Genomic DNA, 23,064 nt, shown 5'->3' on the forward strand with positions numbered 1-23,064 from the left:
GGATGAGCACCACGCATAAGGGGATAATCCCATTGCATGACTCATCCTTTCTTAAAATGTCTAACATTGTATTCAATTGCTTATTGTTATTGGTTTTAGTGGGCTTCCTCCATCTTTAATGTTACAGAGTAGCTACCCTTTTGATTCGAACCATGTGATTCCGTTGTTAAATGCACATTAAATATAACCTTGAAATACACCACGCGGCGTATTTCTTTCACAGTTGCTCCCCCCCTGCTGCTCCCTTTGGGGAGTCCTTTCTATTATTTGCTCTGAACGCTTCTTAGAGAAGCACACTTCATGAGGATTTCATCATTTTTGTTATAGGGTTTAATTTCTAACCAGCAATGGCCTGTGCCTTGAAATACGTTTGATAAATCACCTCCGGAAGATTCAATGGCTTTTCTTATTTCCTCTTGCGTAGTAAGAGAGCATTGGCCTGAGCAACCAAACACTGGATCAGTACATTTTTTAGCCTGGTAAGTTTGAATACCTTGACCGTAATAATCTAAGAGCTCGTTCTTTTGGAGTTCATTTTTGTAAGGAAAATGGTCACGAACCGGTGAAATATTATGATATTTAACATAATAAAGATCCACAAGATACTTATATAGATCTTCTCCGAATTTTGGTTTCGTCGAGAGATTCACTCCACGCTCTTTACAGATGGTAAGTGCAAATTCATGCTGCTCAGGAGTTATCTTGCTTCTTTTATATTTTGTCTCCTTTGGAAGGATAGCTTCTCCTCGATTTGAGGTGAACCCCCCTTCTTCTAGAATAGCCGGGATACTTATAAGTTCTTGTGAATAGGATACGTATTTGGCTTCTGATCCACTTTTAATTTTCCTTTTATAGAATTCCTGCACTTCTTCCAGGGATCTTGTAAAGAGGTATCCTTTTCTCTCAAAATCAGAACGTATTAAAGCACCATATCCAGAAGTAAACACTCGCGGGTCCAAAATGGTTATGATCCCATAATCCCGGATATCTCTAATCAATCGACCAGAACCTTGATTCAGCTGGACCATCATTTTGGGAAACAGTACATCCTCCATAAAGGTGTCTTCAAGCCCTTGGCCGATAAGTTTCAAATAAGGATCATCCGGTACTGGAAATGGTAAACGAGAGAAGGTAACCGATACCAAAGATGTACCAGGAACAGAAAATCCAGAGAAGAAACTCCCGCTCCCGAGTAGGACACTAGTCTCGTCCTGTTTGAATAGCTCTGTGAGCTTCTCAACGCCTCCCTGATCTTGTCGGAGCAAGGTAACATCCAAACTATCACATATGGATTCAAGTGGCTCAGAGAGGTCCTGCATGTGCTGTTTCGAAGTCGATAAAATGAGAGCTCTTCCTTGTGTAATGTGGAGTATATTATTTAAGTGATTAACTTGGTCTTCTATCCAATCTGAATTTTGATCCCGAGGGTCAGCAACATTTTGCGGGACATATATTAGAGCCTGTTTACCATAATCAAAAGATTCAGGTATTATCTTTTCAATAAGGTTCTCCTTGTTTAACCTCCACTGGGCGATCAGGCTGGAGAACGAACCATCATTCGTGAGCGTGCCAGACATGACAATGACCTTATTGTGACTTAATAGAAAATTCATCATGCGCCTGAAACTGGTAGGGAAGTTAACTGGAATAAACGAGAAACTAAAATCATCATAAGAAACCCATTGAACAAACATTTTAGTATCGTTTAGTGTTCTCACTGATTCAATAATGGCTTCTAGTCTGTCCGAAAATTGGCTTAACGAATATGTTTGTCTACGTTCGTTTATACTTTGGAGAACGATATCCTCCAGCACGTCGTCCAACTTATTCAATAGAAGAGTAAGAATACTTCTTGTTGTTGATGAAAGAGGATATCTTCCCTGAAGCGACTCCACCTCGTTTGCACATCTTTTAAGCTCAACTTCCAGCTTGCTTAGGATTCCTATGCAGCTTTTTTTGTGCTTATAAGGGAAATGTTTGCTAGTGATCAAGGTTTTTAGCTCACGAATACTAACGGAGCTTTCAATCTGAGAAAGGAAATTATCTAGAAAATGATGAGCTTCGTCTATGATTACAATACCAGGGTCAATGGGAACAATCGGTGAGACTGGTGGATCTGATAAACGATTTAGGAGCGATCGAATCATTTGCTCATGGTTGGTTATAACCAGATGGTTATCCATATTAAATTGTCTACGGTGATGATTTGTTGGGCACGTATGAGATAGAGCGCATTTTTCACACTCTGACTTTGTTGCTCTTAAAGCCACTCGATCCCAGATCTTACTTGGTATCTCTCCATACGTACTCTCATATTCATCTCTTTGACCCGACGAACCCTCAAGAAAGAACCGATTGAGATTGTTATAGATTTCATCGTGATTATCGACGGTAGCTGGGCTTTGTAGTTGTTCGTGACAATAATAATGAGATTTCCCTTTTGCTAATATTGCTTGTTTAAGAAGGCGATACTTTTGCAGTAAGGGTACCTCTCCGTTCATTAACTGACCTTGGAGATTTATTGTGGCTGTCACATAACTGATTCTTTTCGGTGAAAAGGAATCAATTGTACTTTCAATTAATGCGGGGACCAGAGCTCCTAGTGATTTACCCGTACCTACAGGCGCCTCGATTAGCAGCAGCCTTTTTTTCTCCTTCGGGTGAAGGAAAGCTGCGACCTCCATGGCCATCTGTACTTGTCTAGTTCTTACTTCTTTAGTTTTATAGTGTTTAGGAATTGTTTTTTCAAACAAATCCATTATTTTATCTTTTCTGGTAATAGCCATTTCAACATCCTTTCTAAATAGGTGCGTATGTTCTTATTATACCTTTCTTTGGTAATGAATACAGGTAAATAAAGGGTTTAGGGATCAGTCTATCTAACAAGCTAAAGGTGCTCCAATTAGGAGCGGGATTCATTTTTAGAGCAGCCCTGACGAGCTTGAGACAATGAAAAAGGGTAGCCGGTTAGGCTACCCTTTTGATTAGAACCATGAGAGATTAAATATAACCTTGAAATACACCACGGGGAGCATCTCTTTCACAGTTACTTACCCAATTTGCTAATTGGTTTAGAGCTTCTTGAACTTCATCATGAGATAAGCCATCTCTCTCGGCCCGATCCCATAGCCATTCAAAGAATCCAGAAAGATTTCTCGGATAAATAACGCTTTCATGTCTCAAAGCTTCAAATAGATTAGGCTCACATGACTTATTCATTTCTCCACCATAAGTTGTATGTGAAAGATTCCATCCGGAGCTTGTACGAGTTAGACCATAGTGATCCTCATGTCCCCAGCGCCGGCTGTAGACATTAAATTCGAACCGATCCCCAATTGTCTGGTCTTCTGGATCTCTGTTCGAGTCTGTGTCTCGAATATAATCGAGCAGGTCCTCTACGCAATGAATTTGATAATAGAATTGCGGATGATTCGCATCCATACCCCTATTTTCAATTATGTGCCGGAAATGTCGTGGTTCAGGGGTAATTGATATGTGGAGTTGGTGAGCTGCATCTCCCATCACTTGAAAAGCTTGTTGGCGTTCGTCAGGTGAGATATCATCATTGATTGACCAACCTCGGATTCGATTGAACTGCTCTTCCACTACTCTTCTCAGCTCTTCTTGCTGCTGATTTAACGGAACACTTGCCATTGTGACTCCTCCTTTAATCATTTGACTTTGACTAACATTGACCATTAAAGCATAAATTATACCCATGAGATTGTCAAATTATACCGTTTGACTTTCATAGGCGCAGTTTTAGCCAGTAAAACGAAAATCACCTCCTTCAAGTATAAAAAGCTCATTTTAAGGAAGGGGCCTATTCCTTTAATATTTTTCTTAGAACGAATGATTCTTCCATAAAAAGACTCTGATCATAACCCCCATCTCTTGTAATTCCTCGTCCATTCCCCCAGATTTCAGTTACTTTACCGTACTGAATATGGATGGACATGGTTTCCCAGTCGTATTTAAAATCACTTTTGCCTACTACCAGGTCACCAATCACCGGAGTTTTACTTTGTGTGTAGTCTATTAGGTACATTTCTCCATCGATTTCAACATGTGTGATGCGATTTACGGATAAACTCATCTTAGACACCCCTTCTTCTTTGTTCATTCAGCTATTCCTTCGACGAAACAACCACAGCCGCCGCGATACCAAACAGGTCAATTTGCAAGGCATTTGCCTATCCTCGATGTGGCTTTGTGATTGGATAAGGTTTGCCATCCTTTTTCATGAAGGCATATTGATTGATCTCCAAGTACTCGGGTACTGCTGACCCAGCAGGATGGAGGTATAAGTGATGTGATTTACGGCTAAACTCATCTTATATATCCCCTTCTTCGTTGTTCATTCGGCTATTCCTTCAACGAAACATCCACAGCCGCCGATATCAAACAAATCGATCTGCATGTCATTTTCAATCTCGTAATTCAGATCACGTAAAGGATATGGCTGTTTTGGATACCTTATATGTGTTTCTATTTCACCATCATCCGTTGTAAAAGTGACATGCTCAGGTACGCTGCCAGTCTTCTTCATAAAGCTGTACTGTTTAATTTTGGCGTAATGGCGGTTGGCACTGGCAGACGGATGAATATAAATCTTTGGCCGCGGCGCCCGGTCATAAAAATAATCGCGGTAAGCATCGTCAAGTTCCTGCAGCATCTGTTCCCGAACGTGCTCGGGTATTCTATCGTGTTCCGGCACTTTATCGTCCATGATGTACCTATAAGCTGAGACGCAGATCTTTAAGTGGTGCTCTTGTTCCATCAATTTCCGGAAAACGTCGGGCATTTGCTCTTTTAACAACTTGTAGTGCCCTTGCCCAGCCTTAACACATCGGCCAAAGCAGTTATTATGAGAAAATCCGTAATCGTATAGTTTCGGCTGCCGGATGTTGTACTTTTTAAGCGCTTCGTCTTTCCATATGTTGTTTTGAATGAGCGGCATTTCAACTAGAAATGGCTGCCAGTTCTTTTTGATTGCGCTTTCACGATGCATTTCATCAAAGCCAATTCCGAAGTACAATACCGCATCCGTTGTAAAATCCTCTTTCTTCAAGTACTCCCGGTTACGCCACGTCTCATTAGCGGGTTTGACACCTTTTTTTAGGAAATCTCGGGATACCTTCATTTTCAATATTTTTGAACAGTCCCCGATCATGCTATTATAGACCATCTTTTTCTCAAACATTAGTTGAATGGGGTTCAAACCGCAGGAGTGAGTCAGCAGCGGGAGCTGAAGCTTATCTGAGGCTTCCTCATTGAATCGATAAAGATCGGGGTGTTCCCAATGGGTATCCGTGAAATATAAAACGATGTTGTCGTTAGGGTATGTTTCTTTTACCCAGTCAGCAGCGGCGAAACTTGCTTTTCCCCCGCTGAAAAAAATGATCCGGTTTATCGGTTCTACGTTCGGCGTATGATGATCTGTGTATTTTTCTGTAATTGCTTCTTGCATGCCTTACCTCCATCGTTGATTTTTTTGATCTATCTTTTTTACGCAGCGATCTCCTTCATCCACTTCTCTTCAATGACTTGACGCCATGTATTGACCCACTGATTTAACCTGGAAGCATATGTGCCTTTTAGCTGCTCATACTCCGTTGCATATACTTCTGCAAGAGGTCTACGACTGTGGTGTAGATACGGAATGCTGTTCATGATCTTTGTACCGCCTAATTGTACTCGCCGCAGCTCCGCATCGAACCAGCAAGCTTTTAGAAAGGACAAAGGTTCAGCTTCGATGATCTCGTCCCAGTCCATTCCGATGTCTCGATCGCCGTCACAGTTGAAGGGACAGAGGTAGCAGCGAGAACGTCGCGTAGGAAATTGATTCGCTTCGAGGAATTGAATACTATCTGTAGTGGTGAGATTTTCTTCGACCAGGGGATAAGCTAAGCGGATATATTGGTATTGCGGAGATTGATCGGTGTTGATTCGACGAATTTCATCGTAAGAGAATCCGATATCGATGATAAATCCGACGTTCGCAGGCATTTTCTGATTGGGTTTCAGGCCGTGCTTCTGAAGGACAGCTCGTCGGACTGCTTGTTTAACCGGAATGATTTTAAAGTCGACTGTACATTGTCGTGGCATCATACCTGCCGGCTTGATCTCTCCGGTTGTTCGGTCTAGGCTGCTGCAGTATACCGGCATTTGGAACCGCTGATAGTCAGTGTGTATCCATCGCATAAGCATTTCTTCTAGTCCGCCGCTCATGCTGCTGTGCTGGGTAATTATAAACGGCGTTGTATTACCGCACTCCTGTTGCCGGCGCTGCCACCACTCGACCTGTTCATGAATAAACTCAGGTTCTGCACCAGTATCGGAAAACACGATGTAATCGTAGTGGATCTGGCCACGTAAATGTTGCTCCATGAGGTGTGAAGACTGAGTACCGCCGCCGAAGCTCAGCACGTGGTATATCTGGTCTCGACCCTCTTCTCGTAATCCTTCCGCCAGCTCTGCACGGGTCCGGAATACGCCGCTTAGATATTTTGAATGTAATCGAAAATCTGGTGCCACATCGAACATGGTCATTTGCTCGATTTTCTCTGTGATTTTAATCGATTTATTGCTGGCATTTAGATGAATCAGGTCTTTGGTATTCATGATTGAACCCCCTTTTATTGAAATAGATTTCATTAAATCTTCCGTCCTGGGAAGTCGTATTTATCAATATGTTCTCTGAAGCCTTTATAATGAGTAACCCAAGTTGAACCATCCTGATTATTCAGGAATACGTATTGTCTTCCTTCTTTAGTGTAAGCTGCTCCTTGATAAACATATCCTCCAAAATCATAGCCGATCATGTTTGAGTATCGTTCACGTTTCACCGTTTTCCACCTCTTATTTATGCAACAAGAATTTTATTGGGTTCCATATCTAAGTGGATATATTTTCTCTTTCCTGTGACAGTAGACATATATAACATTGTCGTGGAACGCGATTGTTTCCATTTTGGTTCCAGCTATGTGGAATATAAAACATTTGTCTGTTATTTTCATTTTCTTTTCACCTTCTATCTAAATGAAATCACTTTCTAACATATTTCTTACTGCAAAAATGATGCTATTAATGAACCCCTGACTAGTTTCATACAGAGTAAATGTGTGTCATTATCTTTTTTAGTAACTCGTATTGGTTGTGTAAATTACAGCATCATAAATATTGATTATCATTTCTTTAGTCTTCTGTTATATCAGAGGCAATTTCTTTTCCGATAAATTTACCGCTTGATAGTGCTTCGCTATCAACAAGCCAAAGCGATTTCCCCACTGAGACGACTTCATAACCAGCAGGGATAATTACATTGTTCATTTATGTACCTCCTTTTAAAAAATAAGTTTTATTTAAACAGTTTTCTGCCAAGTATCTCTACTTTTCCAACGTTCGAAACTGCAGAACCCATACACCTCTTTGTTACACTGGTGATAGTATTCATAGACTTCATCATGTTTGAAATGCTCTTCCAGTATCTTCTCTTCTGCCTTCTTCAATTCATTGAATTTACCTTCTCCTAATAAGAGTTTGGTGTCATTTGGCCTCATGAGTATCTTTTCAGCAACAGCAATTATTCTTTTGTAACCACCATTCTTAATTTTGTTTTCAAAATCGTATTCCATTTTTATGAGTCCTCCACTCAATTTTTTAAATCTATGTCCGGATTAGACAGTAATTTTAGGTTGGAATAAGATACTGTCCACGATTTGATCCAAGCCTACTACGGTCAAGGTATTGTTATTGGTCCACCGCGTACCGTCTAATGGTTTATTTTCATCAAACCAGGCGTACAAAAGATTCATATTGACCACGCCATCAGGGGTTTCGAATATACCGATCGTTGTGTGTCCGGACTGTAAGCGTTCATAGATCGTTTCTTTTAGAGCCGTGATTGAGCATTTTAGTTTGTCGATGTTATTACTCTCCGAAAGGTTATGTAGAGACGATTGGACAGAAAGGGTGATTGGAATCGGGAGACTATCAAGACCTTCAATCTTGGAATAGTGCACGTACTTACTAGCCCACTGCGTTCCTGTTTTGATTAGATGGAAAATACGGCGTACCGTTGATCGTTGCATTTTTCTCCTAACATAAGTCATAGGACTCGTAATCCATCTGATCCCATTTTGTTCATTACTGATCGTAATGACTTGAAAGGATTGAAGCTCTTCGCGGATGAATTGTGCGGTTGTATCTGTCGGATTTTGATTCAGCTCATGATACATGCGATCAAGCCTTTCCATGATCTCGATGGGGTCCATTTCATTTTCAAAATCCGGGGAATTTTTTCTATAGACCTCGATTGTTCTTCCATTCAAAAAAGCCGTTTGCATAATAAATTTCTCCTTTTGGTTTGATGAGTGTTTCTGAGTCATTGAGAATTGATAATTGTTATTTGTTCCACTGAAAAAAGGCGCCGGAGTATATACTCCAGCGCAATGCTCTCTGTTTATTTTATAGGTCGAGCCTCCACTTAAATCGAAGATTATTGATTGTATATCTGTATATAAATAGGCTCCGACAGGTCTAGATTTTGCATTTAAGCGAGGACGCTGAATAGGTTCCATACGACATGTACTGCAATGCCGGCGTAAATGCTTCTTTGATTTAGCCTGGCGAATAAGAAGCCGGCAGCCATAATCCCGTATGACGACCATCCCATGATCCCTGACGGGCTGTGGATGGCCACAAAGAGTAAGCTCGATGCTATGAAACTGATTAGACTCGGGCCAAGCGTATGGGGTAAGAGCTCACGAAATACAAGCTCCTCGGTCACAGGTGCTAAAATCACGATCATGAAGATCATGAGGAGCGGGAAACGGTCGAACATGGCATCCAGGGACGTCTGGTTGGTCTGTGACGGCAATGTGATTCCGATCAAGGCAAACAGATAGGTCATTATCGTTAGCGCGATTATACAGCAAATGAAGACGCCTAGAACAGGACGAATTCGAATCCCTCTGGCGTAGCTGTGTTCGTTCTGTCGTTTTCTGATGATCCGGATGGCTAACGTGAGTATGATAAGTCCAATTAGGATCGCCGCTGCGTTGATGAGTGAAGCATAACCCGGATACCAGGTCCCTATCATGACCGCGATGGGAAACAATTGTGGACTCAAAAAGAAAAAGATGGCTTGGTATAGTTCACGAGAACCGAACATCTTTTTAAGAGAAGGCCATCGGAATAATGGATAGGAGTTCGCTGTCTTCATAGTGCTACTCCTCCTAATTTTGGTCATCTGCAGCATCTTCATTTTCGAAAATCTGGTGCTCAATTAGTTGTTCGATTTGTGGAGGAGCTTTGAGTATGCCGATCTTTGGTCCCTCTTCACTTAGAGAAACAATGGCGATGAGAAGATTGGGATCATCCCATAAAACTTCCGGGATATTAGCGATGCTCTCCTCACTTACATCAGACGCAAAGACCGGCTGGCCAGATGAATCATAAAGCTGGACCGAAAGAATGGAGATTGGGACTTGGCTGCGTAGTAGACCGCCTTTTAAAATCGCTTCTGATTGATCATTGGTGTAGCAGATGTCAAGAATCAACAATTCTCCAATAGGCTCGACGCTCAATATGTTCAATTGATTCAATTTTTCCATTTCTTTTCTATGCTTATCGAATAATCCGCGTTTTTTGTTTTCATCGATCTGAATGTGATCAGGTGAAAAAAAAGCCGGATTCATGATAGTATATCCGGCAAGTTGAGGGATCAGTTCTTCGTAAAATTCAAATGGAAACATGCGTTCAATATGGTCTGTATTAATGTTTTTAGGCACGTTACGTTGCTCCTTATTTCATTGTGATTAGCCTGCTCTAATGAAACCAACTTAACCTTCGAAGTGTTGGGCTTGGTCAATTGTACTTTCTGCATAAGGGAGGGGCTAGGGGGCGATCTAGCTGCTGTAGCGATAGTTTAAAATTGAGACAGCTGCTATTATTTTCGTCTATGTTCTATTTTTTCTGGTTTTTGAGATTGTACGTTTTGTACCGACTCTCTATTTCATTCCACATTATTTGTAATTGACGGTCTTTTACGCGCTGTAATTTCCTTCGGTATCTACCTGTGACTAATATTACAAGACAAATCAACAAGAATCCTATAATTATAGTAATATCAATGACCCAAAAGAATACATCACCCGTTTTTTGATAATATACGTAAAATTGAAGGACAGCCCAGGTAAATATGAGCCATGTTGGAAGTGTTAATAATAAGTCTTCCGTTTTGTTTAAGAAGGCAATCGGTTTACGTTCTTCCAAAGATAGCCTCATGTATTCATCCGTTAGTCTATTTATTTCTCCTAATTCTTGTTTCGGGTTATTATCCGAACTCATTGCGACCAATTCCCTTCACTTTAAAATTTATTGGTTTTATCGGACGCAGCACCAATCTGAGCTTAAGTTTCTTTATTCCAACTGTCTTATAGGCAATTTACACTGCCTCTTCTTTCGTAGTGCTTAGCTTGCTGCAATGAAACCGACTTGTCGTTCGAAGTGTATGAGCTTGGCGATTTCCACGATTTTTCCGGTAGGGGTATGAAAGTTTCGGTCCCGGTACGGGTTATACGTCACAACCTGATTTAAATCTGGAGGACACTCCGTGTCTACGGCGACCAGGTATCCGACGCAAACAGCACATACGGTCCTGCACTGGTTTTCAAGAATCCATTTATATTTGCCGTCAGCGATTTTGAAGACGGCGTCAGATAGTTGTACGCGCTCAGCATAGGCGAGAACTTTTCCGCTGGTTGGGCTTTTGCTCTTGGGTTCTCGATCCACAATGGAGAAGATCCCGTTTTTATGCAAATTAACGAATACTTCTACGCGTTGGCCAATCACTGGGGTTCCGTTTCTTATAATCATATCGGTCTTTGCCTCCTATTCTTTCATGTTGATGGAAAGGGTTATCACAAAGAACGGCTGATCGCTGTAGCGATCAAGCCGTTCATGTATTTAAGATTTAGAGAGATGTGCTTTCATGAACTCATAGGCCCTTTTGGATGTGAACAGTAACCAGGGCATGTCGAATCGATATTCATCGTGTTTCTCACGGTGCGGAACGGCATCTTGTAACATGAGGTAAATGGCATAAACGAGATCTTTTTCACTGAGCGATTCTGCGAGGTTTTGCCATGATTCCGTATCCAAAGCAAGTTTATGGTTTTGTATCACGTAATACGCAATGGTATTGGCCACACTCATTTCATATCGAGACGAATCGCCTGCAAAGTGGTGTTCTTTTCGCTCGATACTTTTCGCCCGAGCCTTCTCAAATATCTCCAAAGCCAAGAATGATCTTATATCCGCCTGTTTTTGTTCATCCAATTCTCGATCGATCATGTCAATTTGGTATTGTCTGACGAGTTCGCGATCGGCTTTCTTTTTTCGATCCATATTCAGAATGTTGGTTAGAAAGGATTCGAGAAATTGACGAGCTGCGGCATCATTCTCATAATCTGCACACGGTTTTTCCGTAAGCATACGCTTTGTGAATGTGAGGTAATGGTCGTTAAAGATCACTTCAAAATAAGCCGAACGCAGGTCATTGCCGTTTTTGTCTTTGGGTACTGATTCTTTGACTACGGATAGATCTTCGAATAGGTATCTGTTGTCATCGTTTATCAAAGACTCAGGGACAAGAATCAGTGCATGGACACCTCCATTTTTAGACAATTCGGTATATTGTGCGGGGAAATTAAGTGCTTGGTGCTTCATCCATTTGGGTGCGATAGGCTCAACATCGATGGCAATGACCCTGTTCTCCCTGGCACGGAGCCGGTACGTCCGATTGACGCTATCCAATTTCTCATCTGCATCAAGTTCTGGCAGCGTTACAAGTGGCCACTCTCTATTGTCGTCAAGTTTGGCATTATAAAGTTCGTACGTTTCCAGCAAAACTTTGGCGTTTATTGGGCGCTTTTTATCGTCAGAAACAGTCCAATTAGGATCGTCTGACAACTTCATAATCAATGGATTTTGGCAAAAGAGGCGCGGATGAACCATTGGATATGTGTTGATGGGTGTCTGTTTCACCTGATTAGTTAAAATATTCATTCTTTGTATGCACCACCTTATTGTTTAAAGATTTAAGCCAATAGAGAGACCGACTGTCCCATGCTTCTATTGTCATTCATAACAAAAAACCGAAGAACGAACGCCCTCGGTGACAGCTCCTTTGTTTCTTGTCACTTATTATGTGAACCGGCTAAGCTGTTTTGTGGTGCCGAGATCAGTTTTTTCAGCGACCTCTGTAATATTGCTTGGGCCGAAGGGAGAGTCAATGTGGATGGCATTCGTTTCCGTCTTAGCCTCTTTAATGTCAATAATTTTTGTCTCGGGAAGCTTCGTTGTTGCAGATACGTCAGGAGTGTCAGCTGTCGTCATATCTGCCGTTTGTCCGGACATGCTCTTATTTAAATAGCTGTTTATTACACCCGTAAAAGGAGAGCTGCTGATATCTATACCGAGTTTTTCCGGAGCGATGATCGGTGCAACTGCAAAACCGATGCTATTTACGATAGGCGTGTCGTTGGGAAGATCAATTGATTTACCGAACCCTGGTAAATGCTCCTCAGCTCGCCTTACTTCGTAAAATTTGATCGGCCCTTCAGGAAAGATAATGGCGTCTATTCCAGATCCAAGGTAAGGAAATCCTTTGGATTGAAAAGTCGAAATCCGAATCAAAATTTCTTGACCGGTAGCGGGATTTTTTTTGGGGTCGTTGATTATGACCGCTTCACCATTTTGCATGTGTTTATATGCCGGCGGGAATAAGGACTTCGTTTCAAGAGTTATTTTGTTTCGATATATATTTTGTTCATAGAACTTTGCGAGCGGGCTATCCTTCCCTTCTACGATGCTGGGATTATTGATCGTGATTCGCCGGAATGGCTTTGTTTCTTTCATCCCCTTATTCAAGCGTCGTTGATTCACCTTATCGAGAGCCGCTCCATCAATAGGTTTATCGAGTTTTGCGGACTTAACGGTACCTCGAATGAGGATGCTGTCACCTAATGCCACTCCGAATTGTTCTCTCGTTAATTTCGACATATTCAATGTATCCTTTTCAGTTTTTTGGTTTCCGATTATAGAAAATAATTTTGTATAACATCATAAATTATACGTGAAATACGCTACACCAACAATATTTTTAAAATTGTTTTCAACGAACTTTAAGTGTTTATTTCTAGATTCATAATCAAATTGTAGATGGGCGAAATGGGGGGAGTGACCCGCTTTCGCATCAAGATTATATTTTCATATAAAATACATATTAAAATTGAGGATCTCACGGTATTTGAAAACTTGTTAGTTTAACTGATCGCAATCTAATCATCACAAATATTGTTTTAAAAACACTATATGTTCAGCGGTATACAATAGAAATACGGGATTTTTATCTTGTGACTAGTAATTACATTCGTTATAATCAAATAATGAAAAGGGGTGAACAAATAATGTCGTTTATTGTGTTCAATCGAAAAAAAGAATCGCAACAATTACAAGAGGAATCGGACATTTTGGGAGAGCTTGCGTCTGATCAGGAACTAAAGATTTTCGATAAGGAAAATGTTCAGCTTGATATGGTTAAAATTTCTGCCGGTAACGATGTTCACAGACATGGAGAGCGAAATTCCAACATTGCAGCATTCGCCACGATCGCGAGTGTGGCTTTGTTCTTTGTTTTATTTTTCTCTATGGATGTACCGGGTAAAATTATCAAAGCGAGTTCTCCACGGCCGGTAGATTCTGCCTCATTTGCACCGAATAATGAGCGGTCCGATGTAGAGAACTCAATGAGTTCGCCCAATGTCTTTGTACTACAAGGTGCAAATATGACGAAGGAAGATCTCCTGAACCATCTGGGAGAACTGTCAAACGATGACGTGGAGTTGATTCTTGAAAACATTCAAACCCAGCAGCCTGGTACAAAACAACATCAGTCTGAGGCGCCTACATCGGGTACTGCAGCTGATTCGCTATCATCGAGCAATGCGAAACCAGGTTCTGCGTTAGACGCTGCTGTCGAGGAGAAGAGTACGTTCTCCGGCCAACTTAAGGGCTCTAAGCGGCTTCGATTGGTCCAAGATTTGGACTCGAAGGAGTACAAGTATTATGTCGCGGAAGACGGTGACACTTTACTTCTTTTGAGCAAAGCTTTCGGCGTTTCACTCGGACAACTCCTTGAACTGAATGAGTTACATGATGCAGATGTGATCCGAGCTGGGGAGATTTTATTATTCCCAGGAGATACAAAACAACCAGATCTTAGCGATAAATAAAAATAGAACCCATCCAATTTAACTAGGATGGGTTCTATTTTTATTACTTTGCTTTCCATTTAATTGACCATTTTTATATGCTTTGCAAGATACTCTACAACTCTCCGTTATTACCACTGTCTGCTGCTTATCCAGCATTATCATAATCACCTTGCCCTAATTTTGGTTCTTCAATTCCTTTTGGTGGATACGATACACTTATACCCATGATGAAGCACTTTTCAAAACCGCCGGTCTCCGCTTTAAAGTATGTTCCATCCTCGTTTATTAATCTTTCACCTGCTTTCAAGTGCAACCATTCAGTTGGATAGAAGACAGGATACACATTCTTATCGTCAGAGAAGAAGATAACAGCCTGTTCTTTTGTATCAAATAGTTTGCCTGTATCTTGGCCAATCACTTGTGTGAATTTCATTTGTCATTCCCCATTCTGATTTTTAATATGTAACATTTACTCCTTAAAATGGTTGGTGTAGATTCATACACTCATTTATGGCTAGCCGGCGGGATACCTTTCTGTATCTCCGTTTTCTACATTGGCAATATCTTATAGATATGAAGTAGCATATTTACTGTTATATTGATAACATAAATAATATGTATATTGTATGTATAATTAACGCAATGCATAAAGTGAGACATATAATGATGAGTAATGACATAATGAATTAAACAACATATATGATATCAAATAATTCGCGAAAAATATAAACATAAAAAGCATATCGATTATAAAAATTCTTGAAGGTATATAAAAAAGCCGTAGCTTCACGTCCCAATAATTAATGGGATGCAAACTACGGGTTTAACGTTTGGTTGGGTTTAGTTCCACTCCCCAACAAACCAGATTTCACCTTCTACTTGACGATCTTGTTCATGAATAAATTCCCGGAATCCCTTGATATGCCACTGATGCGGAATTTTGAGGCCCCAATCTCGTTTCAGTTTATTTGAATCTGGTTGTTCAAGACGACGAAGATTTGGACTGATCGGATGAATGAAGCGGTCAAAATCAGCAGCTTCTGTTCCAATGATGATCTGTGAACTCCAAAGGTCACCAATGTCTAGGACTACCATGACCTGAAATAACTCGTTAATTTTTGGACGTATCTGCATTAGTTGTTCAGCTTGGTCAATCATGGCTTGAAGACAACGGCGTTTTTCTTTTAAAGGAGTTCGTTCAGAACGAAGGAATGCTTGGGAAGCCGGCATTTCGAAATGACAACAATCGTACTGAAACGAACTTGATTCCGGGAAATTTTCGGTACAGGCTTCGATGCGCCGGATGATACGATCAGCATTTCTTCGGGCGCCCCGGATTTTACTCTTTTTAGATATCATGACGAGGAGTCGTCCCTTCTTTTTTAATTTCAGCATTTGTATTATAGAAAATATCTACGGGTATATCAAATGGATTTGAACTTAATATTATTTATATTTAACTGAATGATCAATGTTTTTAAATAAATATTTTAATATAATAAATATCATTTTGTATATTATAGTAAAAAACGCGCCCTAAGATTGGCGCGTTATAATTCCGATATCATCTCCACACGTCAGGGGGTCGTTATGACTACGTTTGTAACTCCTCTCACGAGCTGTCTGATGGTCGTAAACGAGACCTTCATCTTTCAATAAGCGAAATAATTCACGCTGCTCATGAAGTGTATCAGCATGATCTGCTTCGAGACGAGCTTTCCATTGCTCTACGAAAGCGTGCGCATCTTCAAGAGTAACGAACTTCTTTTCAAGTACTTCATCTTTATATTTATATTTGACGTATTTATCTTCCCGGTACGAATCACCTACTGAGTTAATATTTTCAGATAACGTCAACTTTGTACCACGGACTTGAACGACATGTTTCAATTTTTTCAGATTTCGTTTTCGGTATATGGCAATTTCAAATTCCAATGTCGCCACTTTGAGATCAAAATACTTGGCCCATTCATTTTCGTGAATTGGGCTATAGTCGTCGTAATATCTTTCTTGCCATTCAGTAATATTCTGATCGTATCCAGCGATTTGAGCCATACGCTGCATAAATACAACATCACGACCTGATTCCCTTACATTTGCTTCAGCGATTTTCAATTTTTCCTGAAGCTCTCTTACTTCATTCCGGCCGTTAGAGTAAACCTTCACCAAGCCCATGATTCGATCGTCAATGGATGGTGTCAGCATAGCTTGCATTGTTGTCATTGTTGTTCGCTCCTTTTTAAGTAATCAACATGTATTTGATTGGGGAGCTTTGCTCCCAGGTTTGATCTTATTTGTGCAGCTCTTCTAAGCATTGTTCTACCATTCCGGAACCATTGTACAGAATGCTATGCTCTTTTCCTAACAATGGATATTTTTTCAACGACTTTTGATAGTCATTCGGGTAAGTTGCAGCTGCTACTTCTAAAGCAGGGTACGCATACTCATCAAACAATTTCTCATAGGTCCCCAGCATCAAAAATGATTCTTCTTGCACATACTTCCGATCCTCTGCGTCCATCATGTTGTAGATCTTTTTTGCGAACTCCTTGCAGATGCTTTCGAACTTTTTAGCCTTGAATTTCATTCTGACTGCTCCTTTTTGATTTTGTGTCCTAGAATATTTGATTTTGTATTTGGAATGATCGCTTTTGTATTTCTCAAAAGCCATATGGGATGTTTTGAAATCGCACACTATTGATCCATGCACTAAAAAGGCACCTGAAATATTCAAGTGCCTTTTTTATGCTAACCAGCTCATGTTAGCCAGGATGATTTAGGCTGCTTTGAAATATCTTTTCACTGCTTCTCCAACCCATCTGCCCATTGGAACAGCCACTGCGTTCCCGATCTGTCGATATGCATCGTTATCTTTTCCAGCGAATTGGAACCAATCAGGAAATCCCTGCAGCCGAGCATACTCTCGAACAGAATATGGTCGAATAGATTTTCCATCATTAATCAACCGCGTGGACCGATCCTTTGCATAGTGAGCCATACATGTAGGAGCTCTGCCATCCAAATCCGTGATGATTGGCTTGTCTCTATAAATGCCATTCAAGCGATTATGTACCGCCTGAGTTACTGACACTTCAGCTCCTACTTCGATAATGTCCCGCATGCTTACGGGTTTTGATTCCGGGTAAGGCAGGTTATGTATTGGTTTCTTGCTGCCGATAACAATCAATCGTTTTCTTTCCTGTGGAAGCCACATATTCGCATTCACTGGACACTCCACTCGGATATAATAGTTTGGGAGCCGTGTTAAGCACTCCATCACCACCTGGAACTTTTTCATGCCCGGTACATTCTCGACGATGTACATTTCAGGCTGCGCAAGAGCGATATGCCGGAAGAAGTGTAGGAATAGATCATCTCCCGTTCTAGTCCCGTGGATGTCTGCAATGGCACTATACCTGGTACAAGGAAACGTCCCGATATATACATCTGCATCTTGTTGATCGAGTACAGTTACTTTTGTGATATCGGTTTCATTCACTTTGTGATCAAAGTTCTTGCGAAGGGTTTCGCAGGCAATCTTATCTATTTCAAATGATTCGAGAACGTCGATGCCGGCCTCAATCATGCCAAGATCCATTCCGCCTGCTCCACTGAAGTAACTCTTAGCTGTTATCATCTGTTCCCGCTCCTTTTGTTTAGTATTAAGGTATTGAATATGTGTTTATTTATTCTTTGACCTTTTTAAAGTTAGATTTATAATCGACCATAATATCATTGAAGTCGTTAAGCACTATATAATCCTCATCTGGATCAAGGCCGTATACTGGATATACATTACCGTATGTGAAATGGTATTTGTTTTGGCCCACATAACGGGCTTCGAAGAGGATTTTTCTTTTCTTCATTGTGATATCCCCTATTTCCCTTCAACTTGTATTACCATATTGATCATGTCATTCAAATCGTTGACTGGATTTTCGTTAACCGTTATTTCATTCTTATATACTTCAATGGTGCAATTATCGGTAAGAATGGTATGCCCAATTGAATTGAATAAGAAAGGAGTATAGTCAATCGGTTCATGTAGTATTTCATTTTCTTTTAGTTTTGCTTCAATAGCATTAACAGTCCTTTTTGTGATTTGTACGGCTCTATAACCTTTTTCACTGATCATTGTTATTCAGCCTCCTGTTATTTTATTTTTTTAACTTATCATCCTTCCATCTATCTACGCACAAAAAAAGCACTTGAGAAAATCAAGTGCCTTTTGTGATTTAAAAAGTCGGCCGATGTGAATTCCGCTGAGATTGTGGATTTACTTTTAAGTTATCTGCTGTTTTTATGGTGTAGAACGGATATCCGGAGAACAGTATTCTTTTAATTCTCCTTTTTAGGCATGAACAGAGTTGTGTTATAGAATTGATTATTAAAACCAATATCGGATAGACCTTCTACCCACACTGATTGTATGTAGGGTTTTTCAATATCCATCCATTTTATATCTCTGATATCCTCAATGACTGATATAGGTTTATTCGTATCAATTATTACTGATACCCCTTTATCAACAGAAAATTTGTAATCCATTACTTCGTACTTTTCCCTACGAAGATTGTTCAAATACTGGTTCTGAAGAACATCAGAATTCCAATTAGTTTCTATGGAAATTTTTTCAGAAATAGTAAGTACTACTGGTTTATTTTCATTGTCATAGAAATGGTATGCCAACAAAAAAAACACTATTACTGGAAGTACGATAAGGAATAAAACGTTATCCCAGTTTATAGAATTAAGCGGTAAAGGGCGACTTTTTCTTAAACCTCTAATAACCCATATTAGAATGAGTACACCTATAACTATACAAACCCATGTAAGCGTAGGGATTGTTTTGTTTAATACTTCGACTGGTTCAAGTGATTGCTTCATTAGGTTATATGATTCAATTAACTGTTGTTTATCCATTATTATATTCCCCTTTGAGTTTAAAAGAGTGTTATTATAGCAGCGTATATCCAATATATCGGCTTCGAACTTTCTAGACATAATGCTACACTGCTACTTTTCAAACTTATTATTGGTCGAATCGCTGAAAGGTAGGAGACTGCTTCTCTCAGCGGTATCGACACATGGATACTATATAGATTAAATGTTATTCAGGTTTGACCACAATAAGAATGTCTTTTCTACCATGTCTGCGTAGGCATTCAAGTCAAGCACTTGAATCATAGCAGCTGCCCTTTCATTAGGAAGATCAATGATGGCATTGTTGAATATAGCGACTTGTTGATCATCCGGCATCGCTTTTATTTTTTGCGTTATGGCTTTGTCTCTGTAATACAGAGATCCACGGTTACGATTATGTGCTTTAAGATCGAATCCGTTCTTCAGTAGAATTTGTAGCGCATCCTCATCATGCTCCCATATTGTAGAGTACGATCGATCGCCTTTTTGATATTCGTTGTACCGTTTATCCCACGATCCTTTATCAACTGGGCTCCGTGTCGCCAATTTTACTTCTTGCCGTATTTTCCCTATGTGATCTTTAATCATGAACACCCGGTTATGACGCGGCAAATTCTGTAAGCTCATTTCACCTGTCTCTTTATCAAGCAATTTTGCGTATACATAGCGGTGAGAATCGTTTGAACTTGAAATGATCCACTGGAAATATTTCAGCGCTGTTTGTGGGGTACCGGTACGTAAATGCTCATAAATGAAGTCACGAAGCAATTTATTGACGAGTGATCGATTGAATGGGATATTGATTGGATTTGCGGTTTTCTCATTCGCCAGGTATTTAGCCAGACTATAATCGATGATCGCCGGATGGTCTAAGTTTTGTGTCAGTTGTGGGCCTTCCCAGGAGCTGAGTGTACTACCTTTGGCAGATGTGATTTTCCCATGATGGGTTTCCAAGCGGTTATTCGAATCCTTGGATACGAATCGATCGAGTGGTTCAGAATCAATTTTGATATACATATTTTTGGATACTTCTTTAAGGATGCGTTGGTTCTCTTCTGCTGAGATGTCCATCGTGTATAAGCCATCCGTATTTGTCGAAGGTACGCGAGCGCCGGCCAGTGTCTGGGCTTGGCCAATTCGCCACGCGAAGAGTTGCCCGATGATACGCATTGAAATAATTGCATTATTCGCACGGATATGATTATCGAATTTAGCATCACCCATGCCGGTAGCTGAGTTAATCAGCAGCTTCCTGGAATCTTGCTCGATATAAGCATCGTAACGAACTTCTTCCGGTAGGGTTTGATCTCTCGATTCTTCCTTTTTCGCTGCACGCTTCAAATACATGTCGTAATACGGATCGGTCGGCTCTCCATTCTCCTTATATCCATGATAGCTCGGGTTAACAAATACGGATAAGCGAGACAGGAGCAATGGATAAAAGGACTCAAAGTCTTGATGATGACTAGCCCCAACACTGACGCACGTATACTTAGATTGAATGGTCCAGCTGCCGGAAGAGCTTTTCTTGAATAAATCAACGTTCGGTTTGTCCCGCCATACCGCATCTGGTTTCAGTGAGCCAAACTTTGTGAACTCTTGGAGTTTTATTTTACGATCTTCGCTGATTTTTCCTTTGAGTCGGTTCGGTACCGGTAGATGATCCGGAATCTGAATGGTAGATCCAGCTTTAAGAGCTTCAGTTATTGATGGATACAGACTTTCTACGTACTCCTGGACGGTACGGTCCTTTTTGCATTCTTCCTGGTCTTCTTGAAGCCGCTTCAAGTTGATTTCAGCACCATGAATTCCCCCGATAGAGAAGTTTACAAAACAGGAAGAACGATAAACACGTCCATTTTCATCTCTCCGGTAATAGAACAAATTGGTATTATACCTGGACATCAGCTCGTTGATATAGGATTTGCCTTGGCATTCCGCTCCGTTTGGAAAATACTCTCGGTATGCTTTTGAACTGTTAAAGTTTCGGCCTCGAATGGCAGCATAGAAACGATAGATCTCCATGAAATCATGGTATGCAGGATCATTTGGGTCACTAGTAACGTTATCTTCGAAATAGGCCTTCGTATCTTCTAGGATGTCTGTTGGTTCAATGCCTAGTTTCTTGGCCTCGATTTCCGAGGGATACATAAAGGATACCTTTTCGAAGTCTCTGATCGGCTTATACGGAGCGATCGCATACTCAGCAAACGAGGCGCTTGTTGAATCACGAGTAAGCCGGTTTTTGCGTACGTTCAAGTAGTTCCCCGTATCAACTTGTTCCTCCTGAATTTCCGGAGGCCGTCCCTTTCGCGGTCCATAGATGGTTTGCGGAAAGTCGACGAGAAGCCGGCCACGTATATTGAACGATTTTTGATAAATGCTCTGCTCGAAAAGGGTTTGAAGATTTAAGACATCACTGATGCTGCAGCTCAAACGATCTGCGAATTCCTCAAGCGTATCGATTTGCTCTTTACTATCGACCTTGTGAGTTTCCTTGATTTGAAGTCCAAGTGCACCAAGTAAGCGTTTAAGTTCGATGGCTTGAGACTTTTCATTCAAGCGAGCGATGTCGATATATCGACCGGTCAACAGCCAGCCTTTTCGTATTATCCAGCCGAGTTTGCTGTAATCGTCGTTCTCATTCTGATGTTTAGCGTAAACAAGTCGCTTCGGCATATCATTGCGCCATGGTTCTTCCATTAGCTCCTTGTGGTAATCATGTAGACTGGCCGCCGATAGTGGAGTTTGCTGATCAAGGAGTACTGGAGAATTTATAAACCGGCGTGTGAAGTAATTTTGATGTACGCGGTCGAGCAATTCGGCCAAAAGGGTCATGTGATAGTTTTTCGAGTTATAACCGAACCGGTAGCCGTGACGATTTTCATCATAGTCCGGGTCTGTTTGTTTGACGGGATAAAAAGCGGGATCAAACTTCACGCCATTTGCTTCTTTATCCCGTTTATCAATGTGCGCGTTCAAGTAGGTGGATGCGTTGGTTAAGCCCAAACGTTTTGCAAAACTCTGCATACCAAGTAAGCCACCGAATTCGTTCAAGTTTGGGTTAAACTCTCGAATAAAACCGGTATCGCTAATATTTTCGAATACAATCTCGGTTCTATTTGAACGAAGGTATGGATTCTTCTGATATATAAACTTACGGATGTAGTCTTCACTCTCGTTACTCTGTATGATCTGACTGTCATCTAAATATGAAAGAATCACAGCGTTAGCAGCTGGCAGCCACCATGTAACGATAAATACGTTATTTAAAGACAGAACGTCGTAAAACATATCATCTGGTTTATAGGTATAGGTCACGGGTTTCTCCTTTTATATTTTCTTTTTACTTATTTAATCGGGAAAACTCGCTTAGGAGTGTAACCGTACGATCAGTTAATATTGTTTTTATGAATAGTAATTGTTCTGATTGAAGCCGCGTTCAGCGAAAAAGGGTAATTAAAAAACCGCACTATAAGCGCGGTTTAACTAATTCATAAAATTGGCATCTTTTGTTTATAGCTACTTAAGACCATTTCCAGTCTATAAGGTTTCCGTATATTACGTAGATACACAGCAATAAACAAAGTAACATCACAAGAGCACTCAATTTATCAAAATAGTTCTTTGGCCACCCCTTCTTGACAAGCATTATTATAAGTGTGACCAAGAATACTAACCCTAGTGCGCTAAATGCTATAAGTCCAGCCATTCAGTTCCCCTCCCCCATTAATTGAAAAATTATATTACTAGGGGGAGATTAACTCCCCTTATGTACCTAAGACATTGATATGCCTTCTCAGATGGCAGGTATAATACTTTTTGGGTCCAAACAATTTTTAGATAAGCCTCGTACAGC

Annotated in this window: 25 protein-coding genes; 1 reads left to right on the forward strand and 24 read right to left on the reverse strand. The window is 40.6% G+C overall.

Going from position 1 to position 23,064, the window contains the following annotated elements; all coding sequences use genetic code 11:
* Positions 1–263: 263 nt before the first annotated feature.
* The 15 genes from ACPV3A_RS14330 to ACPV3A_RS14400 all read right to left on the reverse strand — a co-directional run bounded on the left by ACPV3A_RS14330 (position 264) and on the right by ACPV3A_RS14400 (position 13,068).
* Entirely contained in the window at positions 264–2,786 is a 2,523-nt protein-coding gene (locus tag ACPV3A_RS14330) for an ATP-dependent DNA helicase (RefSeq protein WP_426200011.1), read from the reverse strand.
* A gap of 214 nt (positions 2,787–3,000) precedes the next feature.
* Positions 3,001–3,654 carry a hypothetical protein gene (locus tag ACPV3A_RS14335; protein ID WP_426200012.1) on the reverse strand — a complete coding sequence of 218 codons (654 nt, stop codon included), beginning with the start codon at positions 3,652–3,654 and terminating at the stop codon, positions 3,001–3,003.
* 169 nt (positions 3,655–3,823) lie between these two features.
* Positions 3,824–4,123, reverse strand: coding sequence for a hypothetical protein (locus tag ACPV3A_RS14340; protein WP_426200013.1), 300 nt, complete (start codon positions 4,121–4,123; stop codon positions 3,824–3,826).
* A gap of 234 nt (positions 4,124–4,357) precedes the next feature.
* A complete protein-coding gene (locus ACPV3A_RS14345) occupies positions 4,358–5,470 on the reverse strand; it encodes a phosphoadenosine phosphosulfate reductase family protein (RefSeq protein ID WP_426200014.1) in 1,113 nt (370 codons plus the stop codon).
* Between the two features lie 38 nt (positions 5,471–5,508).
* Positions 5,509–6,624, reverse strand: coding sequence for a hypothetical protein (locus tag ACPV3A_RS14350; RefSeq protein ID WP_426200015.1), 1,116 nt, complete (start codon positions 6,622–6,624; stop codon positions 5,509–5,511).
* Positions 6,625–6,656: 32 nt separating this feature from the next.
* Positions 6,657–6,848, reverse strand: coding sequence for a hypothetical protein (locus tag ACPV3A_RS14355; protein WP_426200016.1), 192 nt, complete (start codon positions 6,846–6,848; stop codon positions 6,657–6,659).
* Between the two features lie 349 nt (positions 6,849–7,197).
* Positions 7,198–7,332 (reverse strand): hypothetical protein, encoded by a 135-nt coding sequence (locus ACPV3A_RS14360; RefSeq protein ID WP_426200017.1) that lies wholly within the window; start codon positions 7,330–7,332, stop codon positions 7,198–7,200.
* Between the two features lie 32 nt (positions 7,333–7,364).
* Positions 7,365–7,637 carry a hypothetical protein gene (locus ACPV3A_RS14365; protein ID WP_426200018.1) on the reverse strand — a complete coding sequence of 91 codons (273 nt, stop codon included), beginning with the start codon at positions 7,635–7,637 and terminating at the stop codon, positions 7,365–7,367.
* A gap of 42 nt (positions 7,638–7,679) precedes the next feature.
* Positions 7,680–8,348 (reverse strand): hypothetical protein, encoded by a 669-nt coding sequence (locus tag ACPV3A_RS14370; RefSeq protein ID WP_426200019.1) that lies wholly within the window; start codon positions 8,346–8,348, stop codon positions 7,680–7,682.
* Positions 8,349–8,554: 206 nt separating this feature from the next.
* On the reverse strand, positions 8,555–9,226 hold the full coding sequence (locus tag ACPV3A_RS14375) for a CPBP family intramembrane glutamic endopeptidase (RefSeq protein WP_426200020.1): 672 nt from the start codon (positions 9,224–9,226) through the stop codon (positions 8,555–8,557).
* A 13-nt stretch (positions 9,227–9,239) separates the two neighbouring features.
* Positions 9,240–9,794 (reverse strand): hypothetical protein, encoded by a 555-nt coding sequence (locus tag ACPV3A_RS14380; RefSeq protein WP_426200021.1) that lies wholly within the window; start codon positions 9,792–9,794, stop codon positions 9,240–9,242.
* A 175-nt stretch (positions 9,795–9,969) separates the two neighbouring features.
* A complete protein-coding gene (locus ACPV3A_RS14385) occupies positions 9,970–10,353 on the reverse strand; it encodes a hypothetical protein (protein WP_426200022.1) in 384 nt (127 codons plus the stop codon).
* A 123-nt stretch (positions 10,354–10,476) separates the two neighbouring features.
* A complete protein-coding gene (locus ACPV3A_RS14390) occupies positions 10,477–10,881 on the reverse strand; it encodes a hypothetical protein (protein ID WP_426200023.1) in 405 nt (134 codons plus the stop codon).
* 90 nt (positions 10,882–10,971) lie between these two features.
* Complete coding sequence (locus ACPV3A_RS14395; RefSeq protein ID WP_426200024.1) at positions 10,972–12,072, reverse strand: hypothetical protein; 1,101 nt, start codon at positions 12,070–12,072, stop codon at positions 10,972–10,974.
* A gap of 138 nt (positions 12,073–12,210) precedes the next feature.
* Positions 12,211–13,068: a hypothetical protein gene (locus ACPV3A_RS14400; protein ID WP_426200025.1), complete on the reverse strand. Its 858-nt coding sequence runs from the start codon at positions 13,066–13,068 to the stop codon at positions 12,211–12,213.
* A 407-nt stretch (positions 13,069–13,475) separates the two neighbouring features.
* Between ACPV3A_RS14400 and ACPV3A_RS14405 the strand changes: the two genes are divergently transcribed.
* Positions 13,476–14,300, forward strand: a complete 825-nt coding sequence (locus tag ACPV3A_RS14405) for a LysM peptidoglycan-binding domain-containing protein (protein ID WP_426200026.1) — start codon at positions 13,476–13,478, stop codon at positions 14,298–14,300.
* 127 nt (positions 14,301–14,427) lie between these two features.
* Here the strand turns inward: ACPV3A_RS14405 and ACPV3A_RS14410 are convergent, their stop codons facing one another.
* The 9 genes from ACPV3A_RS14410 to ACPV3A_RS14450 all read right to left on the reverse strand — a co-directional run bounded on the left by ACPV3A_RS14410 (position 14,428) and on the right by ACPV3A_RS14450 (position 22,526).
* Positions 14,428–14,715 (reverse strand): hypothetical protein, encoded by a 288-nt coding sequence (locus ACPV3A_RS14410; protein ID WP_426200027.1) that lies wholly within the window; start codon positions 14,713–14,715, stop codon positions 14,428–14,430.
* Between the two features lie 407 nt (positions 14,716–15,122).
* Positions 15,123–15,641, reverse strand: coding sequence for a DUF3916 domain-containing protein (locus ACPV3A_RS14415; RefSeq protein ID WP_426200028.1), 519 nt, complete (start codon positions 15,639–15,641; stop codon positions 15,123–15,125).
* Between the two features lie 177 nt (positions 15,642–15,818).
* Positions 15,819–16,505: a hypothetical protein gene (locus ACPV3A_RS14420; protein WP_426200029.1), complete on the reverse strand. Its 687-nt coding sequence runs from the start codon at positions 16,503–16,505 to the stop codon at positions 15,819–15,821.
* A 67-nt stretch (positions 16,506–16,572) separates the two neighbouring features.
* A complete protein-coding gene (locus tag ACPV3A_RS14425) occupies positions 16,573–16,869 on the reverse strand; it encodes a hypothetical protein (RefSeq protein ID WP_426200030.1) in 297 nt (98 codons plus the stop codon).
* A gap of 189 nt (positions 16,870–17,058) precedes the next feature.
* Complete coding sequence (locus tag ACPV3A_RS14430; protein WP_426200031.1) at positions 17,059–17,919, reverse strand: DNA cytosine methyltransferase; 861 nt, start codon at positions 17,917–17,919, stop codon at positions 17,059–17,061.
* A 49-nt stretch (positions 17,920–17,968) separates the two neighbouring features.
* Positions 17,969–18,148 carry a hypothetical protein gene (locus ACPV3A_RS14435; protein ID WP_426200032.1) on the reverse strand — a complete coding sequence of 60 codons (180 nt, stop codon included), beginning with the start codon at positions 18,146–18,148 and terminating at the stop codon, positions 17,969–17,971.
* An 11-nt stretch (positions 18,149–18,159) separates the two neighbouring features.
* Positions 18,160–18,417: a hypothetical protein gene (locus ACPV3A_RS14440; protein ID WP_426200033.1), complete on the reverse strand. Its 258-nt coding sequence runs from the start codon at positions 18,415–18,417 to the stop codon at positions 18,160–18,162.
* 203 nt (positions 18,418–18,620) lie between these two features.
* Complete coding sequence (locus ACPV3A_RS14445; protein ID WP_426200034.1) at positions 18,621–19,205, reverse strand: hypothetical protein; 585 nt, start codon at positions 19,203–19,205, stop codon at positions 18,621–18,623.
* 180 nt (positions 19,206–19,385) lie between these two features.
* Positions 19,386–22,526: a hypothetical protein gene (locus ACPV3A_RS14450; RefSeq protein WP_426200035.1), complete on the reverse strand. Its 3,141-nt coding sequence runs from the start codon at positions 22,524–22,526 to the stop codon at positions 19,386–19,388.
* Between the last annotated feature and the right edge of the window lie 538 nt (positions 22,527–23,064).

Source organism: Paenibacillus sp. Dod16 (assembly GCF_049893405.1).
GTDB lineage: Bacteria > Bacillota > Bacilli > Paenibacillales > Paenibacillaceae > Paenibacillus_AQ.

Coding starts and splice junctions, on each gene's coding strand:
- ACPV3A_RS14345 (WP_426200014.1), bottom strand. CDS start 5,470: ATGCAAGAAGCAATTACAGAAAAATACACAGATCATCATACGCCGAAC.
- ACPV3A_RS14385 (WP_426200022.1), bottom strand. CDS start 10,353: ATGAGTTCGGATAATAACCCGAAACAAGAATTAGGAGAAATAAATAGA.
- ACPV3A_RS14435 (WP_426200032.1), bottom strand. CDS start 18,148: ATGAAGAAAAGAAAAATCCTCTTCGAAGCCCGTTATGTGGGCCAAAAC.
- ACPV3A_RS14405 (WP_426200026.1), top strand. CDS start 13,476: ATGTCGTTTATTGTGTTCAATCGAAAAAAAGAATCGCAACAATTACAA.
- ACPV3A_RS14370 (WP_426200019.1), bottom strand. CDS start 8,348: ATGCAAACGGCTTTTTTGAATGGAAGAACAATCGAGGTCTATAGAAAA.
- ACPV3A_RS14375 (WP_426200020.1), bottom strand. CDS start 9,226: ATGAAGACAGCGAACTCCTATCCATTATTCCGATGGCCTTCTCTTAAA.
- ACPV3A_RS14440 (WP_426200033.1), bottom strand. CDS start 18,417: ATGATCAGTGAAAAAGGTTATAGAGCCGTACAAATCACAAAAAGGACT.
- ACPV3A_RS14330 (WP_426200011.1), bottom strand. CDS start 2,786: ATGGCTATTACCAGAAAAGATAAAATAATGGATTTGTTTGAAAAAACA.
- ACPV3A_RS14360 (WP_426200017.1), bottom strand. CDS start 7,332: ATGAACAATGTAATTATCCCTGCTGGTTATGAAGTCGTCTCAGTGGGG.
- ACPV3A_RS14390 (WP_426200023.1), bottom strand. CDS start 10,881: ATGATTATAAGAAACGGAACCCCAGTGATTGGCCAACGCGTAGAAGTA.
- ACPV3A_RS14365 (WP_426200018.1), bottom strand. CDS start 7,637: ATGGAATACGATTTTGAAAACAAAATTAAGAATGGTGGTTACAAAAGA.
- ACPV3A_RS14340 (WP_426200013.1), bottom strand. CDS start 4,123: ATGAACAAAGAAGAAGGGGTGTCTAAGATGAGTTTATCCGTAAATCGC.
- ACPV3A_RS14335 (WP_426200012.1), bottom strand. CDS start 3,654: ATGGCAAGTGTTCCGTTAAATCAGCAGCAAGAAGAGCTGAGAAGAGTA.
- ACPV3A_RS14415 (WP_426200028.1), bottom strand. CDS start 15,641: ATGATATCTAAAAAGAGTAAAATCCGGGGCGCCCGAAGAAATGCTGAT.
- ACPV3A_RS14410 (WP_426200027.1), bottom strand. CDS start 14,715: ATGAAATTCACACAAGTGATTGGCCAAGATACAGGCAAACTATTTGAT.
- ACPV3A_RS14350 (WP_426200015.1), bottom strand. CDS start 6,624: ATGAATACCAAAGACCTGATTCATCTAAATGCCAGCAATAAATCGATT.
- ACPV3A_RS14395 (WP_426200024.1), bottom strand. CDS start 12,072: ATGAATATTTTAACTAATCAGGTGAAACAGACACCCATCAACACATAT.
- ACPV3A_RS14420 (WP_426200029.1), bottom strand. CDS start 16,505: ATGACAACAATGCAAGCTATGCTGACACCATCCATTGACGATCGAATC.
- ACPV3A_RS14400 (WP_426200025.1), bottom strand. CDS start 13,068: ATGTCGAAATTAACGAGAGAACAATTCGGAGTGGCATTAGGTGACAGC.
- ACPV3A_RS14430 (WP_426200031.1), bottom strand. CDS start 17,919: ATGATAACAGCTAAGAGTTACTTCAGTGGAGCAGGCGGAATGGATCTT.
- ACPV3A_RS14425 (WP_426200030.1), bottom strand. CDS start 16,869: ATGAAATTCAAGGCTAAAAAGTTCGAAAGCATCTGCAAGGAGTTCGCA.
- ACPV3A_RS14445 (WP_426200034.1), bottom strand. CDS start 19,205: ATGGATAAACAACAGTTAATTGAATCATATAACCTAATGAAGCAATCA.